Raw genomic sequence first — 18127 nt, 5'->3', positions numbered from 1 at the left:
ATGCCCTTGCGAAGGTGATTCGCTTTGGTTAGTATTCACACCCGCTTCAGTGGGAAACAAAATCCTGCTAATTGGTCGAAGCATTGGTATGCGGCAAATCCGCAAGGAACAGGTTGATTATGTACGAAGCTCTTTTAGTTATTTTCCTTATTGTAGCCATCGCTCTCGTAGCGCTGATTATGCTGCAGCAAGGTAAAGGCGCTGATATGGGAGCCTCCTTCGGAGCAGGCGCTTCCGGTACGCTGTTCGGTTCAAGTGGTTCTGCGAACTTCATGACCCGTACGACGGCGATTCTGGCTACGCTGTTCTTCATCATCAGTCTGGTGCTGGGCAATATCAACAGCAACAAGACCAGTAAAGGAAGCGAGTGGGAAAATCTGAGCGCGCCAGCAAAAACTGAGCAAACTCAGCCAGCTGCACCGGCTAAGCCAACCAGCGATATCCCGCAGTAAGTATTCAGTACCGAGGTGGTGGAATTGGTAGACACGCTACCTTGAGGTGGTAGTGCCCTAACGGGCTTGTGGGTTCGAGTCCCATCCTCGGTACCAATATTCCAGAAGAAAGACGTCGCAAGACGTCTTTTTTTTCGTCTGTACATTCTGTGTTTCCGATCTATTGTAGGGCGGGTAAGCGCAGCGCCGCCCGCCGTTTTGCCCGGTGGCGCTGCGCTTACCGGGCCTACGAAGACCACAAAAAAGGCGCCCATTGGGCGCCTTTTGCATGTCTTGCTGTCGATTACTTCTTATCGCTGTGTTCCAGGTTCTCAACCTGCGGCAGACCATTACCGGAATTCGCGGAGAGCAGGCCATTCTCAACATAGTTGAACAGCTTCTCACGGGTATCGGTGATGTCCAGGTTACGCATGGTCAGCTGGCCAATACGATCGTCCGGAGAGAATACTGACTCACCTTTCTCCATGGTCAGACGTTCTGCTTTATAGGTCAGGTTGTCAGACACGGTATTGAGGATGGAGTAATCATTGCCGCGACGCAGTTCCAGCGTCACTTCGCCGGTGATTGCGCTCGCCACCCAACGTTGCAGGGCGTCACGCAGCATCAGCGCTTGTGGATCAAACCAGCGACCCTGATACAGCAGTTTGCCCAGCTGACGGCCATGAGCGTGATACTGCTCAATGGTGTCTTCGTTGTGAATACCGGTCAGCAGACGCTCGTAAGCGATGTGCAGCAGCGCCATCCCCGGAGCTTCGTAAATGCCACGGCTTTTCGCTTCGATGATACGGTTTTCGATCTGATCGCTCATACCCAGACCGTGACGACCGCCGATGCGGTTTGCTTCCAGCATCAGTTCAACATCGTCTGAGAAGGTTTTACCGTTCAGGGCAACCGGATGACCGCGTTCGAAACGCACGGTCACTTCTTCCGCCGGGATCTTCACGTTCTCATCCCAGAATTTTACGCCCATGATCGGGTTAACAATTTTTACGCTGGAGTTCAGGAATTCCAGGTCTTTCGCTTCGTGCGTCGCACCCAGCATGTTGGAGTCGGTTGAGTAGGCTTTCTCAACGGACATCTTATAGTCAAAGCCGCAGGCAATCATAAACTCAGACATTTCATGACGGCCACCCAGTTCGTCGATGAAGTCGGTATCCAGCCACGGTTTGTAGATCTGCAACTCGGCGTTGGTCAGCAGACCGTAACGATAGAAACGTTCAATATCGTTGCCTTTATAGGTACTGCCATCACCCCAGATGTTCACGCCATCTTCTTTCATGGCGGCGACCAGCATGGTGCCGGTGACAGCACGACCCAGCGGAGTGGTATTAAAATAGGTCAGGCCGCCGGTAGTGTTATGAAAAGCACCGCACTGGATAGCGGCAATGCCTTCAGCGACCAGTTGCTTACGGCAGTCAATCAGACGTGCGTTCTCTGCGCCATACTCCATGGCACGACGAGGGATCGCGTCATAATCTTCCTCGTCCGGCTGACCCAGGTTCGCAGTATATGCATACGGAACCGCTCCCTTCTGGCGCATCCACAGCAGTGCAGCGCTGGTATCCAGGCCGCCTGAGAAAGCGATGCCAATACGTTGTCCTACCGGAAGATGCTTGAGAATCGTCGTCATAGAATAAAACCCTGCTTGATTGACTGATTAGAGACCGCTTTCGCTCTCTTGTGCATTTTTATGCAAAATAAGTGAGTATTCATTTAATCATCTTTTGTCGAAGACCGAAAGAGACTCGTGCGTTTTTTGTAAAAAATTTGGTCTGTTCTGTCTGGCAGAAGCTGGGTTGACAGGTGGGGTCAACTATCAATATACTAAACGCCGATTTTACGTCCCGTCTTCGGTACCAAATCCCAGCATTATTTGCAAATTCTGTCCAAAACGCGTAGAATTTGCCACGTTTCAGGCGCGGGGTGGAGCAGCCTGGTAGCTCGTCGGGCTCATAACCCGAAGGTCGTCGGTTCAAATCCGGCCCCCGCAACCACTTTCCTATAAAGTTCTTTTTCAAATATACTGTGAAGACTTAGAGCCTTCGTAGCTGGATTTGAAAAAATTCTTTCGGAAAGTGCTCCAGGCCACAGTTGTGGCTATAGGGTTCAGTTATCTAAAGCCCCGATTTATCGGGGTTTTTTGTTATCTGACTACAGAATAACTGGGCTTTACGCCCTTTTTTTATGTCTTGGGGGTGGGCTTGTCCACATTAGAGCAAAAATTAACAGAGATGATTACTGCACCGGTCGAAGCACTGGGCTACGAACTGGTCGGCATCGAATTCGTTCGCGGCCGCACATCGACGCTGCGCATCTATATTGATAGTGAAGATGGCATCAATGTTGATGATTGTGCTGATGTCAGCCACCAGGTGAGTGCGGTTCTTGATGTTGAAGATCCGATTACCGTTGCGTACAACCTGGAAGTTTCCTCACCTGGCCTCGATCGTCCGATGTTCACGGCCGAGCACTATGTGCGCTTTACCGGTGAAGAAGTGGCTCTCGTTCTGCGTATGGCCGTACAGAACCGCCGTAAATGGCAGGGAATTATCAAAGCCGTTGATGGTGAAATGATCACGGTGACAGTCGAAGGCAAAGATGAAGTGTTCGCGCTGAGTAATATCCAGAAGGCGAACCTGGTTCCCCACTTTTAACAGTCTGGATTGAGGTGAAAAGCCCGCGATGAACAAAGAAATTTTGGCTGTTGTTGAAGCCGTCTCCAACGAGAAATCACTGCCGCGTGAGAAGATTTTCGAAGCGCTGGAAAGTGCACTGGCTACAGCAACCAAGAAAAAATACGAACAAGAGATCGATGTTCGCGTAGAAATCGATCGTAAAAGCGGTGACTTCGATACATTCCGTCGTTGGGTAATCGTTGAAGAAGTGACCCAACCGACCAAAGAGATCACCCTGGAAGCGGCACGTTTTGAAGACGAAAGTCTGAACGTGGGTGACTACGTTGAAGATCAGATTGAATCTGTCACCTTCGACCGTATCACCACCCAGACCGCGAAGCAGGTTATCGTGCAGAAAGTTCGCGAAGCCGAGCGCGCGCTGGTTGTCGATCAGTTCCGCGATCAGGAAGGCGAAATCATCACTGGCGTGGTGAAGAAAGTGAACCGCGATAACATCTCTCTGGAGATCAAATCTGAAGGGCTGCCGGGTAACGCTGAAGCCGTTATCCTGCGTGAAGACATGCTGCCGCGTGAAAACTTCCGCCCAGGCGACCGTATTCGTGGTGTGCTGTATGCCGTACGTCCTGAAGCACGCGGTGCACAGCTGTTCGTGACGCGTTCTAAACCAGAAATGCTGGTTGAACTGTTCCGTATCGAAGTGCCGGAAATCGGCGAAGAAGTTATCGAAATCAAAGCGGCGGCCCGCGATCCGGGCTCCCGTGCGAAAATTGCGGTGAAAACCAACGACAAGCGTATCGACCCGGTCGGTGCTTGCGTCGGTATGCGTGGCGCACGTGTTCAGGCGGTTTCTACCGAACTGGGCGGCGAGCGTATTGATATCGTTCTGTGGGACGACAATCCGGCGCAGTTCGTGATCAACGCAATGGCACCGGCTGATGTGGCGTCTATCGTTGTTGACGAAGACAAACACACCATGGATATCGCTGTAGAAGCGGGCAACCTGGCGCAGGCGATTGGCCGTAACGGTCAGAACGTACGTCTGGCGTCACAGCTGAGCGGCTGGGAACTCAACGTGATGACCGTTGATGACCTTCAGGCCAAGCATCAGGCTGAAGCCCACGCGGCGATCGATACCTTCACCAAATACCTGGACATTGACGAAGACTTCGCCACTGTGCTGGTTGAAGAAGGTTTCTCTACGCTGGAAGAACTGGCCTACGTGCCAATGAAAGAGCTGCTGGAAATTGACGGTCTGGATGAACCAACCGTTGAAGCCCTGCGTGAACGCGCTAAAAACGCACTGACCACCCTGGCGCTGGCTCAGGAAGAAAGCCTTGGCGATAAGAAGCCGGCTGATGACCTGCTGAATCTGGAAGGTCTTGATCGTGCGATTGCGTTCAAGCTGGCTGCCCGTGGTGTTTGTACGCTGGAAGATCTCGCTGAGCAAGGCGTTGATGACCTGGCCGATATCGAAGGTTTAACCGACGAGAAAGCCGGCGAACTCATCATGGCCGCACGTAATATTTGCTGGTTCGGCGACGAAGCGTAATAAACTGTAGCAGGAAGGAACAGCATGACTGATGTAACTGTAAAATCGCTGGCTGCTGAGATTCAGACCTCCGTGGACCGCCTGGTACAGCAATTTGCTGATGCAGGGATCCCGAAGGCCGCTGATGACTCGGTGACCGCGCAAGAAAAACAAACCTTGTTAGCGCACCTGAACCGTGAACACGGCTCTACGCCTGACAAGTTAACGCTGCAGCGCAAAACGCGTAGCACGTTGAACATCCCTGGTACCGGTGGCAAAAGCAAATCGGTACAAATTGAAGTCCGCAAGACGCGCACCTTTGTAAAACGTGATCCGCAAGAGGCAGAACGCCTTGCTGCGGAAGAGCAGGCACAGCGTGAAGCGGAAGAACAAGCTCAGCGTGAGGCAGAAGCCACTGCCAAACGCGAAGCAGAATTAAAAGCTGAACGTGAGGCCGCAGAAAAAGCGAAACGCGACGCCGGTGAAAAAGCGAAGCGTGACGCTGCGGAAAAAGACAAAGTGAGCAATCAACAGACCGACGAAATGACCAAAACTGCCCAGGCTGAAAAAGCCCGCCGTGAAAATGAAGCTGCCGAGCTGAAGCGTAAAGCGGAAGAAGAAGCCCGCCGCAAGCTTGAAGAAGAAGCTCGCCGCGTCGCCGAAGAAGCGCGTCGCATGGCAGAAGAAAACGAGAAGAACGGTGTGAATACCGCTGAACCAACTGAAGACAACAGCGATTATCACGTAACCACTTCTCAGCATGCGCGCCAGGCAGAAGACGATAACGACCGTGAAGTTGAAGGTGGTCGTGGCCGTACTCGCAGTACAAAAGCGGCGCGTCCTGCGAAAAAAGGTAACAAGCACGCTGAATCTAAAGCTGACCGTGAAGAAGCACGTGCAGCGGTTCGCGGTGGTAAAGGCGGTAAGCGTAAAGGTTCCGCTCTGCAGCAGGGCTTCCAGAAGCCAGCTCAGGCCGTTAACCGTGACGTTGTGATCGGCGAAACCATCACCGTTGGCGAACTGGCTAACAAGATGGCGGTGAAAGGCTCTCAGGTCATCAAAGCGATGATGAAGCTGGGCGCAATGGCCACCATCAACCAGGTCATCGACCAGGAAACCGCACAGCTGGTTGCCGAGGAGATGGGCCACAAAGTTATCCTGCGTCGTGAAAACGAGCTGGAAGAAGCAGTAATGAGCGACCGTGATACGGGCGCAGCGGCTGAACCGCGTGCCCCGGTTGTGACCATCATGGGTCACGTTGACCACGGTAAAACCTCTCTGCTTGACTACATTCGTTCTACTAAGGTTGCCTCCGGCGAAGCGGGTGGTATTACCCAGCATATCGGTGCTTACCACGTAGAAACCGAAAACGGCATGATCACCTTCCTGGATACCCCAGGCCACGCAGCGTTTACCTCAATGCGTGCTCGTGGTGCTCAGGCAACGGATATCGTTGTTCTGGTTGTTGCTGCCGATGATGGCGTGATGCCACAGACCATTGAAGCTATCCAGCACGCGAAAGCGGCGCAGGTGCCTTTGGTTGTTGCAGTCAACAAAATCGATAAGCCAGAAGCCGATATGGATCGCGTTAAGAACGAACTGTCACAGTACGGCGTTATGCCGGAAGAGTGGGGCGGTGAAGCGCAGTTCATCCCTGTATCTGCAAAAGCAGGTACCGGTATCGACGACCTGCTGAACGCTATCCTGCTTCAGGCTGAAGTTCTGGAGCTGAAAGCGGTTCGTAAAGGTATGGCGAGCGGTGCGGTAATCGAATCCTTCCTGGATAAAGGTCGTGGTCCGGTTGCAACCGTTCTGGTTCGCGAAGGTACTCTGCACAAGGGCGACATCGTTCTGTGTGGTTTCGAATACGGTCGCGTTCGTGCGATGCGTAACGAACTGGGTCAGGAAGTGCTGGAAGCGGGTCCGTCCATCCCAGTGGAAATCCTCGGCCTGTCCGGTGTTCCGGCTGCCGGTGACGAAGTAACCGTGGTACGTGACGAGAAGAAAGCACGTGAAGTGGCTCTGTATCGTCAGGGTAAATTCCGTGAGGTGAAACTGGCTCGCCAGCAGAAATCTAAACTCGAGAACATGTTCGCCAACATGACTGAAGGCGAAGTTCACGAAGTGAACATCGTTCTGAAAGCGGACGTACAGGGTTCTGTGGAAGCGATCTCCGACTCCTTGCTGAAACTGTCTACCGACGAAGTGAAAGTGAAGATTATCGGTTCTGGCGTAGGTGGTATCACCGAAACCGACGCAACCCTGGCAGCTGCGTCCAACGCTATCCTGGTTGGCTTCAACGTTCGTGCTGACGCATCTGCGCGTAAAGTTATCGATGCTGAAAGCCTGGATCTGCGTTACTACTCCGTCATCTATAACCTGATTGACGAAGTGAAAGCAGCGATGAGCGGCATGCTGTCTCCTGAGCTGAAACAGCAGATCATCGGTCTGGCTGAAGTACGTGACGTGTTCAAATCACCGAAATTCGGTGCGATCGCGGGCTGTATGGTTACCGAAGGGACCATTAAGCGTCACAACCCAATCCGCGTACTGCGCGACAACGTGGTTATCTACGAAGGTGAGCTGGAATCCCTGCGCCGCTTCAAAGATGACGTTAACGAAGTTCGTAACGGCATGGAATGTGGTATCGGTGTTAAGAACTACAACGACGTTCGCGTTGGCGATATGATCGAAGTGTTCGAGATCATCGAAATTCAGCGTACCATCGCGTAATCTTCGTCAACTGAAGATTAATTAGCGTAGGCCGGGTAAGCGAAGCGCCACCCGGCAGTAATTTTAAAAAGGGGCTTAAGCCCCTTTTTTGTCTGGAGAATTTATTATGGCGAAAGAATTTGGTCGCCCACAGCGCGTCGCGCAGGAGATGCAGAAAGAGATCGCTCTCATTCTGCAACGTGAAATCAAAGATCCACGCGTGGGGATGATGACCACCGTGTCTGGCGTGGAAATGTCCCGCGACCTGGCGTACGCCAAAGTGTTTGTGACATTCCTGAATGACCAGGATGAAGACGCCGTGAAGAACGGCATTAAAGCGCTGCAGGAAGCCTCTGGTTTCATCCGCTCTCTGCTTGGCAAAGCGATGCGTCTGCGTATTGTGCCGGAGCTGACCTTCTTCTACGACAACTCGCTGGTTGAGGGTATGCGTATGTCCAACCTGGTGACCAGCGTGGTGAAACATGACGATGAGCGTCGTGTTAACCCGGCGGACGACAGCAAGGAGGACTGATGAGTCGTCCTCGTCGTCGCGGTCGTGACGTGCATGGCGTGCTGTTGCTGGATAAACCACAGGGCGCATCCAGCAACGACGTGCTGCAAAAAGTAAAGCGTATTTTTAACGCCAATCGCGCGGGGCACACCGGCGCGCTGGATCCGCTGGCAACCGGGATGCTCCCGATCTGCCTGGGTGAAGCGACAAAGTTTTCCCAGTATCTGCTGGATTCCGATAAGCGCTACCGCGTGATTGCCAAACTGGGCCAGCGCACGGACACTTCCGATGCGGATGGTCAGGTCGTTGAAGAGCGTCCGGTAACCTTCAGCGCAGAGCAACTTGATGCGGCGCTGGAGAGCTTCCGGGGCGACACAATGCAGGTGCCGTCGATGTATTCGGCGTTGAAATATCAGGGCAAGAAGCTTTACGAATATGCGCGTCAGGGCATTGACGTTCCGCGTGAAGCCCGTCCGATTACCGTGTATGAGCTGTTGTTCATTCGCCACGAAGGTGATGAGCTGGAGCTGGAAGTGCACTGCTCGAAAGGGACCTACATCCGCACCATCATTGACGACCTCGGTGAAAAGCTGGGCTGCGGCGCGCATGTGATTTATCTGCGTCGTCTGGCGGTCAGCAAGTATCCGGTCGAACGTATGGTAACGCTTGAGCATCTGCACGCCCTGGCTGAACAGGCGCAAGCGCAGGGAATTGCGCCGGCAGATCTGCTGGATCCGCTGCTGATGCCAATGGACAGTCCGGCAGCAGATTTCCCGGTTGTTAATCTTCCTTTAACATCGTCCGTTTATTTTAAGAACGGAAACCCGGTCCGCACAACGGGGGCGCCGCTTGAGGGCCTGGTCCGTGTGACGGAAGGGGAGGAAGGCAAGTTTATCGGGATGGGCGAAATGGACGGTGAAGGGCGCGTTGCCCCGCGTCGTCTGGTCGTCGAATACCCGGTCGAAGCGTGACGGTGATAACGCCTCACCTTGCGATAAGCAGGGGAGACGAGTAGAATATCGCCGCTTAACGCCTGGTAAATTGTTTAACAATCTGCGGGGCGTACATGGGATAGCTGAATTAGAGATCGGCATCCTTACATTCTTTATACTTTGGAGTTTGAAAATGTCTCTAAGCGTTGAAGCTAAAGCTAAAATCGTTTCTGAGTTTGGTCGTGGTACTAACGACAGCGGTTCTACCGAAGTTCAGGTTGCACTGCTGACTGCACAGATTAACCACCTGCAGGGTCACTTTGCAGAGCACAAAAAAGATCACCACAGCCGTCGTGGTCTGCTGCGTATGGTTTCTCAGCGTCGTAAACTGCTCGACTACCTGAAGCGTAAAGATGTTGCACGCTACACCGCGCTGATCGAGCGTCTGGGTCTGCGTCGCTAATTCTTGCGAGTTTCAGAAAAGGGGGCCTGATGGCCCCTTTTTTCAACCAGACGGCAGCAATTCAGGGGAAACTATTGTATTGTTGCTATAAATGATCTTCATTGCAGAGGTTCGCGCGGCTAATGAGAGGCTTCACCCATGGGGGTGTCGGTTGTCATTAGTCGCGAGGATGCGAAGAAGGTCGGGTTAAATCGTCAGCACACCTGAGGTGTGCTTTCAAACATTTAAGAAAGGACAGAATTTTGCTGAATCCGATCGTTCGTAAATTCCAGTATGGTCAGCATACCGTCACGCTGGAAACCGGCATGATGGCTCGTCAGGCTACTGCTGCCGTAATGGTAAGCATGGATGACACTGCTGTATTCGTTACCGTAGTTGGCCAGAAAAAAGCTAAACCAGGTCAGGACTTCTTCCCACTGACCGTGAACTACCAGGAGCGTACCTACGCTGCCGGTAAAATCCCGGGTGGCTTCTTCCGTCGTGAAGGCCGTCCAAGCGAAGGCGAAACCCTGATCGCGCGTCTGATTGACCGCCCGGTTCGTCCGCTGTTCCCGGAAGGTTTCGTCAATGAAGTGCAGGTTATCGCAACCGTTGTTTCCGTTAACCCACAGGTTAACCCGGACATCGTAGCGATGATCGGTGCGTCTGCTGCCCTGTCACTGTCTGGTATCCCATTCAATGGCCCAATCGGTGCCGCGCGCGTCGGTTACATCAACGACCAGTACGTGCTGAACCCAACTCAGGAAGAGCTGAAAGAGAGTAAGCTGGACCTGGTTGTTGCCGGTACTGAAGCAGCGGTTCTGATGGTTGAATCTGAAGCAGAACTGCTGAGTGAAGACCAGATGCTGGGCGCAGTGGTCTTCGGCCACGACCAGCAGCAGATTGTTATCCAGAACATCAACGACCTGGTTAAAGAAGCCGGTAAACCACGTTGGGACTGGCAGCCAGAAGCGGTAAACGACGCGCTGAACGCACGCGTAGCTGCACTGGCAGAATCTCGTCTGAGCGATGCATATCGCATTACAGACAAACAGGAGCGTTATGCTCAGGTTGACGTGATCAAAGATGAAACCATCGCAACCCTGATCGCGGAAGACGAAACGCTGGACGCTAACGAGCTGAGCGAAATCCTGCACGCTATCGAGAAAAACGTTGTTCGTAGTCGCGTACTGGCAGGCGAGCCGCGTATTGATGGCCGTGAAAAGGACATGATCCGTGGTCTGGATGTGCGTACTGGCGTGCTGCCACGTACTCACGGTTCCGCGCTGTTCACCCGTGGTGAAACCCAGGCGCTGGTTACCGCTACCCTGGGTACTGCACGTGACGCACAGAACATCGATGAACTGATGGGCGAGCGCACTGACAGCTTCCTGTTCCACTACAACTTCCCTCCGTACTCTGTGGGCGAGACCGGTATGGTTGGCTCACCGAAGCGTCGTGAAATTGGTCACGGTCGTCTGGCGAAGCGCGGCGTGCTGGCAGTAATGCCAGAAGCAGACAAATTCCCGTACACCGTACGTGTCGTGTCTGAAATCACTGAATCCAACGGTTCTTCTTCCATGGCTTCCGTGTGTGGTGCCTCTCTGGCGCTGATGGATGCAGGCGTGCCGATCAAAGCCGCCGTTGCGGGTATCGCAATGGGTCTGGTGAAAGAAGGCGACAACTTCGTTGTTCTGTCTGACATTCTGGGTGACGAAGATCACCTGGGTGATATGGACTTCAAAGTGGCGGGTTCCCGCGACGGTATCTCTGCCCTGCAGATGGATATCAAAATTGAAGGTATCACCAAAGAGATCATGCAGGTTGCTCTGAACCAGGCTAAAGGTGCGCGTCTGCACATTCTGGGCGTGATGGAACAGGCTATCAACGCACCACGCGGTGATATCTCTGAATTCGCTCCGCGTATTCACACCATCAAGATCAATCCAGACAAGATCAAAGATGTTATCGGTAAGGGCGGTTCTGTTATCCGTGCACTGACCGAAGAAACGGGCACCACCATCGAAATCGAAGATGACGGTACTGTGAAAATCGCAGCAACCGACGGTGAGAAAGCGAAATATGCTATCCGCCGTATCGAAGAGATTACAGCAGAAATCGAAGTGGGCCGTATCTACAATGGTAAAGTGACCCGTATCGTTGACTTTGGTGCATTCGTTGCCATCGGTGGCGGTAAAGAAGGTCTGGTACATATCTCTCAGATCGCTGACAAGCGCGTTGAGAAAGTGACCGATTACCTGCAAATGGGTCAGGAAGTACCGGTGAAAGTTCTGGAAGTTGACCGCCAGGGCCGTATCCGTCTGAGCATTAAAGAAGCAACCGAGCAGTCTCAGCCTGCTGCGGCGCCGGAAGCTCCGGCTGCCGAACAGCAAGGCGAGTAAGGTTGCCATTTGCCCTCCGCGCAGGCGGAGGGCTTATTATCAGGCAGGACGCCTTGTTAAGCCGCCGGGGGACAGGACGTTCATCCAATAGTTGTCTTCGGGAGTGGGAAATGAAGCCTTTTTTGCGCTGGTGTTTCGTTGCGACAGCTTTAACGCTGGCAGGATGCAGCAACTCTGCCTGGCGTAAGAGCGAAGTCCTCGCAGTGCCATTGCAACCGACTTTGCAGCAGGAAGTGATTCTGGCACGCATGGAACAAATACTTGCCAGTCGGGCTTTAACCGATGACGAACGCGCACAGCTTTTATATGAGCGCGGAGTGTTGTATGATAGTCTCGGTCTGAGGGCATTAGCGCGAAATGATTTTTCACAAGCGCTGGCAATTCGACCTGATATGCCTGAAGTATTCAATTACTTAGGCATTTATTTAACGCAGGCAGGCAATTTTGATGCTGCCTATGAAGCGTTTGATTCTGTACTTGAGCTTGATCCAACTTACAACTACGCGCACTTGAATCGCGGTATCGCATTGTATTACGGCGGTCGTGATAAGTTAGCGCAAGATGATCTGCTGGCGTTTTATCAAGACGATCCTAATGATCCTTTCCGCAGCCTGTGGCTTTACATCGTTGAGCAGAAGCTCGATGAGAAGCAGGCCAAAGAAGCACTGAAACAGCGCTTCGAGAAATCGGACAAGGAACAGTGGGGATGGAACATTGTCGAGTTCTACCTGGGCAACATTAGCGAAGCAACGCTGATGGAACGCCTCAAGGCGGACGCAACGGATAACACCTCGCTCGCTGAGCATCTCAGTGAAACCAACTTCTATTTAGGTAAGTACTACCTAAGTCTGGGGGATATGGACAGCGCTACGGCACTGTTCAAATTAGCGGTTGCTAACAACGTACATAACTTCGTTGAGCACCGTTATGCATTGTTGGAATTATCGCTCTTGGGCCAGGAGCAAGACGACCTGGCAGAATCGGACCAGCAATAGCTGACGACATAAACATCAGCCCGTAATCTTTTGATTGCCATCACCTTCACTGGTGAGGGCGTTGTTGTTCGTCAATACACCTAATTTGAGCCGGTTCACACTTTTCAATGAAAATTGCTAATCATTTTCACGATGAGCTAAGTAGACTGGCCGCCATTAATATCGAGGCACTTGTACTACATGGCTGAATTCGAAACCACTTTTGCAGATCTGGGCCTGAAGGCTCCTATCCTTGAAGCCCTTAACGATCTGGGTTACGAAAAACCATCTCCGATCCAGGCTGAGTGTATCCCACACCTGCTTTCTGGTCGTGACGTGCTGGGCATGGCCCAGACCGGTAGCGGTAAAACCGCAGCATTCTCGCTGCCGCTACTGAACAACATTGATCCGGACCTGCGTGCACCGCAGATCCTCGTCCTGGCTCCAACCCGTGAACTGGCTGTTCAGGTTGCTGAAGCAATGACGGAATTCTCTAAACATATGCGCGGCGTAAACGTGGTAGCCTTGTACGGCGGCCAGCGTTATGACGTGCAGTTACGCGCCCTGCGCCAGGGCCCACAGATTGTTGTCGGTACGCCGGGCCGTCTGCTGGATCACCTGAAGCGCGGTACCCTGGACCTCTCTAAGCTGAGCGGCCTGGTACTGGATGAAGCAGATGAAATGCTGCGTATGGGCTTCATCGAAGACGTTGAAACCATCATGGCGCAGATCCCGGAAGGTCATCAGACCGCTCTGTTCTCTGCAACCATGCCAGAAGCGATCCGTCGCATTACCCGCCGCTTCATGAAAGAGCCGCAGGAAGTGCGTATTCAGTCTAGCGTGACCACTCGCCCGGACATCAGCCAGAGCTACTGGTCTGTATACGGCATGCGCAAAAACGAAGCGCTGGTCCGTTTCCTGGAAGCGGAAGATTTTGATGCGGCGATTATCTTCGTACGTACCAAAAACGCGACCCTGGAAGTGGCTGAAGCGCTGGAGCGTAGCGGCTATAACAGCGCAGCGCTGAACGGCGACATGAACCAGGCGCTGCGTGAGCAGACTCTGGAGCGTCTGAAAGACGGTCGTCTGGATATCCTGATTGCAACCGACGTGGCAGCACGTGGTCTGGACGTTGAGCGTATCAGCCTGGTTGTAAACTACGATATCCCAATGGACTCCGAGTCTTACGTTCACCGTATCGGCCGTACCGGTCGTGCGGGTCGTGCGGGCCGTGCGCTGCTGTTCGTTGAGAACCGCGAGCGTCGTCTGCTGCGTAACATTGAACGCACCATGAAGCTGACCATTCCAGAAGCTGAGCTGCCAAACGCAGAACTGCTGGGCAAACGCCGTCTGGAAAAATTCGCCGCGAAAGTACAGCAGCAGCTGGAAAGCAGCGATCTGGATCAGTACCGTGCGCTGCTGTCCCAGATCCAGCCTGTCGCTGAAGGCGAAGAGCTGGATATGGAAACTCTGGCCGCAGCACTGCTGAAAATGGCGCAGGGCGAACGTAGCCTGATCGTGCCACCTGATGCACCGATGCGTCCTAAGCGTGAGTTCCGTGACCGTGACGATCGTTTCGAACGTCGTGGCGACCGTAACGACCGTGGTCCACGCGGTGACCGTCCAGAGCGTGGTGGTGAAGACCGTCCACGTCGCGAGCGTCGTGACGCTGGCGAAATGGAACTGTATCGCATTGAAGTGGGCCGTGATGATGGTGTTGAAGTTCGTCACATCGTTGGCGCGATCGCTAATGAAGGCGACATCAGCAGCCGTTACATCGGTAACATCAAGCTGTTCGGTTCACACTCAACGATCGAGCTGCCAAAAGGCATGCCGGGCGAAGTACTGCAGCACTTTACTCGCACCCGCATTCTGAACAAGCCAATGAACATGCAACTGATGGGTGATGCACAGCCTCGCTCTGACCGCGGTGGCGAACGCCGTGGCGGTGGTCGCAGCTTCGGTGGCGAGCGTCGTGAAGGCGGTCGTAGCGAAGGTCGCACTGGCGAACCTCGTCGTTTCTCCGGCGAGCGCCGTGAAAATCGTGGCCCACGCCGCGAAGAAGGCACCAGCCGTCGTCGTTTCGGTGACGCGTAAGCCTTTTCGCTTTTGACGTAAAGTAAAATATACAGCCCCGATAGTTGTTATCGGGGCTTTTTTTATTCCTTTTGTACTCTTGTACTGGTACAGTGCATCACATTAAAATGCACACCACATTTTTGACTGGAGATAAGGCCGCATGGCAACACTAACCACCACCCAAACGTCACCTTCGCTGCTTGGCGGCGTGGTGATCATCGGCGGAACCATTATTGGTGCCGGGATGTTCTCCCTGCCAGTGGTTATGTCCGGTGCGTGGTTCTTCTGGTCGCTGGCGGCGCTGGTTTTCACCTGGTTCTGCATGCTCCATTCCGGGCTGATGATCCTTGAAGCAAACCTGAACTACCGCATTGGCTCCAGCTTCGACACCATCACCCGAGATCTGCTGGGCAAAGGCTGGAACATGGTGAACGGGTTGTCCATCGCGTTTGTACTCTATATCCTGACCTACGCGTACATTTCAGCGAGCGGATCGATTCTGCATCACACCTTCTCCGAGATGTCGCTGAACGTTCCGGCGCGTCTGGCGGGTCTCTGCTTCGCGCTGGGCGTGGCGTTTATCGTCTGGATGAGTACCAAAGCGGTCAGCCGCATGACGGCGATCGTGTTGGGCGCCAAGGTCATCACCTTCTTCCTGACCTTCGGCAGCCTGCTGGGGCACGTCACGCCGGCCACGCTGTTTAACGTTGCGGAAGTGAACACCTCCTACACGCCATACCTGCTTATGACGTTGCCATTCTGTCTGGCGTCGTTCGGCTACCACGGCAACGTACCGAGCCTGATGAAGTACTACGGCAAGGATCCGCGCACCATCGTGAAATGCCTGATTTACGGCACGCTGCTGGCGCTGGGGCTGTATGTGATCTGGCTGCTGGGGACGATGGGTAACATCCCGCGTCCGGAATTTATCGGCATTGCGCAGAAGGGCGGTAACATTGATGTGCTGGTACAGGCGCTGAGTGGCGTGCTGAACAGCCGCAGTCTGGATCTGCTTCTGGTGGTCTTCTCTAACTTTGCGGTGGCGAGCTCATTTCTCGGCGTGACGCTGGGCCTGTTTGACTACCTGGCAGATCTGTTTGGTTTTGATGACTCTGCGATGGGGCGCTTCAAAACGGCGCTGTTAACCTTCCTGCCGCCGATTGTGGGCGGCCTGCTGTGGCCGAACGGTTTCCTGTACGCCATCGGCTATGCAGGACTGGCGGCTACCATCTGGGCGGCGATTGTACCGGCGCTGCTGGCGCGTAAATCACGTAAGCGCTTCGGCAGCCCGAAATTCCGCGTCTGGGGCGGAAAACCGATGATTGCGCTGATCCTGGTATTTGGTCTCGGCAATGCGGTGGTGCACATGCTGTCGAGTTTTAATCTGTTGCCTGTGTATCAGTAAACAGAAAGCCCGGTGGTGCTACGCTTACCGGGCCTACAGGGATCGCGTAGGCCGGATAAGGCGAAGCCGCCATCCGGCAAAAAACTACCCCACCAACTCCTCTTTCACCTGCATCGCCAGATCAAATGAATGCAAACGCGCCTGATGATCGAAAATCTGGCCGTTGACCATAATTTCATCCGCCTGCGTTTCTCGTAGCACTGCCTCCAGACCGTGACGCACCTTCGCCTTATCACCCACCAGCGACATGCTCAGGGCCTGCTGCACGCCATACTGCTCGGAGGCCGACCACAGCTGATGCATATTTTCTACCGGTGGTGGCAACTGGCCCGTCTCGCCGCGACGCAGCTTCACAAACGCCTGCTGCATGGAGGTAAACAGGAATTCCGCGTCGCGGTTGCTGTCGGCGGCAATGATATTGATGCACACCATCGCATACGGCTTCTCAAGACGCTCGGAAGGCTTGAAGTTTGTGCGGTAGAGATGCAGAGCCTGATGCAGCATATCCGGTGCGAAGTGGGAAGCGAACGCGAACGGCAGCCCCAGCTGTGCGGCAAGCTGTGCGCTGTACAGACTTGAGCCTAACAGCCACACCGGGATTTTCTCGCCGTAGCCCGGCACCGGGCGCACGTGCGGGTTAGGATCGCTCGCATCGAACCAGTCTACCAGCTCCGCTACATCACGCGGGAAGTTGTCGATATCGCCGCTCATATGGCGACGCAGGGCGCGCATGGTCGGCTGGTCGCTGCCCGGCGCGCGGCCAAGACCCAAATCAATGCGACCGGGGTAGAGTGTATTCAGGGTGCCAAACTGCTCGGCAATCACCAGCGGGGCATGGTTCGGCAGCATCACGCCACCGGAGCCAAGGTGCAAAGTAGTGGTATTCGCCGCCAGATAGCCAATCAGTACTGAGGTGGCGGCGCTGGCGATGCCCACCATGTTATGGTGCTCCGCCAGCCAGTAGCGGTGATAGCCACGTTTTTCGGCAAGCTGAGCCAGATCCAGAGAGTGCGAAAAGGCTTCTCTTGCCGAGGAGCCTTGTGGAATCGGTGCCAGATCCAGCACCGAAAACGGAATGGTTTTGTCAGTCATAACAGCTCACTTTGTCGACGGTCAATCTTTAATACTGCATTAAAAAATGATAACCGTTGTTAACAAAGTGAGCTTTTTTACCCCTGCAATTCCAGCCCGGCGAGACGTTTCCAGTAACCGTTGCAGTCGCTGTTTGCCGTCAGCGGCAGCGGCGAGGCGCCGTTTTCGTTGGCACGGAAGGCGTCCAGCATGGTGAACACGCCGGTATCGAGCGGCGAAAGACGCACCATATCCACCAGCCCATGCATTGACGCCAGCTCGTTGCCGAGGTTATAGACGTAACCGCTCATAGTCTGAATGCCGTTGAGGACAAACACCTGCTGATTCTCCTGTGACAGCATGCTGCGTCCGTTCGGGTACTTAATGCAGCAGGTTTCACACTCGTCTTTCGGGCGATCTTCGGAACGCGCGGTGAAGCAGCGGGCAGAGTAGGCCAGCGGCAGATGGCCGTAGCTCAGCACTTCGACTTCAAACTGATTGCGAATGCCCAGCTCGTCACACTGATTTAGCAGGTTGACCAGCCAGTCGCGGGAGAGCTCAACCGGCATGCACCAGCGTGTCATCCCCTGTTTGAGCAGCAGGCGCAAGGTCACCGCGTTATAGCAGTTCAGCGCATGTCCGGCGACAAACGGCAGCTTACGCTCGGCGCACATGTTCACCACGCCCAGGTCGCTCGCCTCCAGCAGGAACTCACCGTTTTCGACGTAGCGCTTCAGCTCGCCCAGTTCAGAGGACGCCTGCACCAGCGCCAGCGTCGAGAGCACCACCTGCTTGCCGCTGCCGGCCAGGCTTTTCGCCATATCCAGCCAGTCGCCCACTTTGGTGGCGCGGCGCTTGCTGCACACCGCTTCGCCGAGGTAAATCACATCGGCGCTGCTGTTAGCCGCCTGCTGGTAAAAAACTTCCAGCGTCTCTTTTGGCCAGTAGTAAAGCACCGGCCCTAATGAATATTTCATGATTAT

At 54.0% G+C, this 18127-nt stretch carries 15 protein-coding genes and 2 tRNA genes; 14 read left to right on the top strand and 3 right to left on the bottom strand.

The genetic code is table 11. The annotated features are described in order from the left end of the window. The first annotated feature begins 119 nt into the window (after nt 1-119). Together secG and L350_RS04985 are read left to right on the top strand one after the other, a co-directional pair. Nucleotides 120-452, top strand: coding sequence for a preprotein translocase subunit SecG (gene secG / locus L350_RS04980; protein WP_003861803.1), 333 nt, complete (start codon nt 120-122; stop codon nt 450-452). A gap of 9 nt (nt 453-461) precedes the next feature. After that, nucleotides 462-548 (top strand) — tRNA-Leu (locus L350_RS04985). A 187-nt stretch (nt 549-735) separates the two neighbouring features. Here the strand turns inward: L350_RS04985 and argG are convergent. Beyond that, the gene (argG, locus tag L350_RS04990; RefSeq protein ID WP_022649518.1) at nt 736-2082 is read right to left on the bottom strand and encodes an argininosuccinate synthase; all 1347 of its coding nucleotides are present in this window, start codon (nt 2080-2082) and stop codon (nt 736-738) included. A gap of 287 nt (nt 2083-2369) precedes the next feature. Here argG and L350_RS04995 point away from each other — a divergent pair. From L350_RS04995 to mtr, 12 genes are all read left to right on the top strand, one after another. Further along, nucleotides 2370-2446: transfer RNA gene (locus L350_RS04995), tRNA-Met, on the top strand. 207 nt (nt 2447-2653) lie between these two features. Then, nucleotides 2654-3106 (top strand): ribosome maturation factor RimP, encoded by a 453-nt coding sequence (gene rimP, locus L350_RS05000; protein WP_014833432.1) that lies wholly within the window; start codon nt 2654-2656, stop codon nt 3104-3106. Between the two features lie 28 nt (nt 3107-3134). Then, entirely contained in the window at nt 3135-4637 is a 1503-nt protein-coding gene (gene nusA / locus L350_RS05005; RefSeq protein ID WP_003861798.1) for a transcription termination factor NusA, read from the top strand. A 24-nt stretch (nt 4638-4661) separates the two neighbouring features. Further along, nucleotides 4662-7349 carry a translation initiation factor IF-2 gene (gene infB, locus L350_RS05010; RefSeq protein ID WP_022649517.1) on the top strand — a complete coding sequence of 896 codons (2688 nt, stop codon included), beginning with the start codon at nt 4662-4664 and terminating at the stop codon, nt 7347-7349. Between the two features lie 106 nt (nt 7350-7455). Then, nucleotides 7456-7860, top strand: a complete 405-nt coding sequence (gene rbfA, locus L350_RS05015) for a 30S ribosome-binding factor RbfA (RefSeq protein ID WP_003861793.1) — start codon at nt 7456-7458, stop codon at nt 7858-7860. Continuing rightward, a complete protein-coding gene (gene truB / locus L350_RS05020; protein WP_032626412.1) occupies nt 7860-8810 on the top strand; it encodes a tRNA pseudouridine(55) synthase TruB in 951 nt (316 codons plus the stop codon). The genes rbfA and truB overlap by 1 nt, the downstream gene beginning before the upstream one ends. Nucleotides 8811-8964: 154 nt before the next feature. After that, complete coding sequence (rpsO, locus tag L350_RS05025; protein WP_003861789.1) at nt 8965-9234, top strand: 30S ribosomal protein S15; 270 nt, start codon at nt 8965-8967, stop codon at nt 9232-9234. A 242-nt stretch (nt 9235-9476) separates the two neighbouring features. Then, a complete protein-coding gene (gene pnp, locus L350_RS05030) occupies nt 9477-11615 on the top strand; it encodes a polyribonucleotide nucleotidyltransferase (RefSeq protein ID WP_022649515.1) in 2139 nt (712 codons plus the stop codon). 110 nt (nt 11616-11725) lie between these two features. Further along, nucleotides 11726-12610 carry a lipoprotein NlpI gene (gene nlpI, locus L350_RS05035; protein WP_003861782.1) on the top strand — a complete coding sequence of 295 codons (885 nt, stop codon included), beginning with the start codon at nt 11726-11728 and terminating at the stop codon, nt 12608-12610. A gap of 107 nt (nt 12611-12717) precedes the next feature. Further along, nucleotides 12718-12798, top strand: a complete 81-nt coding sequence (yrbN, locus tag L350_RS24355; RefSeq protein WP_097397692.1) for a protein YrbN — start codon at nt 12718-12720, stop codon at nt 12796-12798. Then, nucleotides 12791-14686, top strand: a complete 1896-nt coding sequence (locus L350_RS05040; protein ID WP_022649514.1) for a DEAD/DEAH family ATP-dependent RNA helicase — start codon at nt 12791-12793, stop codon at nt 14684-14686. Before yrbN ends, L350_RS05040 begins: the two co-directional genes overlap by 8 nt. A gap of 142 nt (nt 14687-14828) precedes the next feature. Next, entirely contained in the window at nt 14829-16073 is a 1245-nt protein-coding gene (gene mtr / locus L350_RS05045; RefSeq protein ID WP_022649513.1) for a tryptophan permease, read from the top strand. Nucleotides 16074-16157: 84 nt separating this feature from the next. Here the strand turns inward: mtr and L350_RS05050 are convergent, their stop codons facing one another. Both L350_RS05050 and L350_RS05055 read right to left on the bottom strand, forming a co-directional pair. After that, on the bottom strand, nt 16158-17165 hold the full coding sequence (locus tag L350_RS05050; protein WP_022649512.1) for a luciferase-like monooxygenase: 1008 nt from the start codon (nt 17163-17165) through the stop codon (nt 16158-16160). Between the two features lie 77 nt (nt 17166-17242). Further along, on the bottom strand, nt 17243-18121 hold the full coding sequence (locus tag L350_RS05055; RefSeq protein WP_023307058.1) for a U32 family peptidase: 879 nt from the start codon (nt 18119-18121) through the stop codon (nt 17243-17245). Nucleotides 18122-18127 lie beyond the last annotated feature (6 nt).

Source organism: Enterobacter sp. MGH 4 (genome assembly GCF_000534735.1).
Taxonomy (GTDB): domain Bacteria; phylum Pseudomonadota; class Gammaproteobacteria; order Enterobacterales; family Enterobacteriaceae; genus Enterobacter; species Enterobacter intestinihominis.
Note: the sequence above shows the minus strand (reverse complement) of the source record. Positions and strands in the feature narration are given on the sequence as shown.

Excerpts from the sequence above, each read along its gene's own strand:
- secG (WP_003861803.1), top strand. The coding sequence starts at position 120 with ATGTACGAAGCTCTTTTAGTTATTTTCCTTATTGTAGCCATCGCTCTC.
- argG (WP_022649518.1), bottom strand. The coding sequence starts at position 2,082 with ATGACGACGATTCTCAAGCATCTTCCGGTAGGACAACGTATTGGCATC.
- nusA (WP_003861798.1), top strand. The coding sequence starts at position 3,135 with ATGAACAAAGAAATTTTGGCTGTTGTTGAAGCCGTCTCCAACGAGAAA.
- infB (WP_022649517.1), top strand. The coding sequence starts at position 4,662 with ATGACTGATGTAACTGTAAAATCGCTGGCTGCTGAGATTCAGACCTCC.
- rbfA (WP_003861793.1), top strand. The coding sequence starts at position 7,456 with ATGGCGAAAGAATTTGGTCGCCCACAGCGCGTCGCGCAGGAGATGCAG.
- truB (WP_032626412.1), top strand. The coding sequence starts at position 7,860 with ATGAGTCGTCCTCGTCGTCGCGGTCGTGACGTGCATGGCGTGCTGTTG.
- rpsO (WP_003861789.1), top strand. The coding sequence starts at position 8,965 with ATGTCTCTAAGCGTTGAAGCTAAAGCTAAAATCGTTTCTGAGTTTGGT.
- nlpI (WP_003861782.1), top strand. The coding sequence starts at position 11,726 with ATGAAGCCTTTTTTGCGCTGGTGTTTCGTTGCGACAGCTTTAACGCTG.
- yrbN (WP_097397692.1), top strand. The coding sequence starts at position 12,718 with ATGAAAATTGCTAATCATTTTCACGATGAGCTAAGTAGACTGGCCGCC.
- L350_RS05040 (WP_022649514.1), top strand. The coding sequence starts at position 12,791 with ATGGCTGAATTCGAAACCACTTTTGCAGATCTGGGCCTGAAGGCTCCT.
- mtr (WP_022649513.1), top strand. The coding sequence starts at position 14,829 with ATGGCAACACTAACCACCACCCAAACGTCACCTTCGCTGCTTGGCGGC.
- L350_RS05050 (WP_022649512.1), bottom strand. The coding sequence starts at position 17,165 with ATGACTGACAAAACCATTCCGTTTTCGGTGCTGGATCTGGCACCGATT.
- L350_RS05055 (WP_023307058.1), bottom strand. The coding sequence starts at position 18,121 with ATGAAATATTCATTAGGGCCGGTGCTTTACTACTGGCCAAAAGAGACG.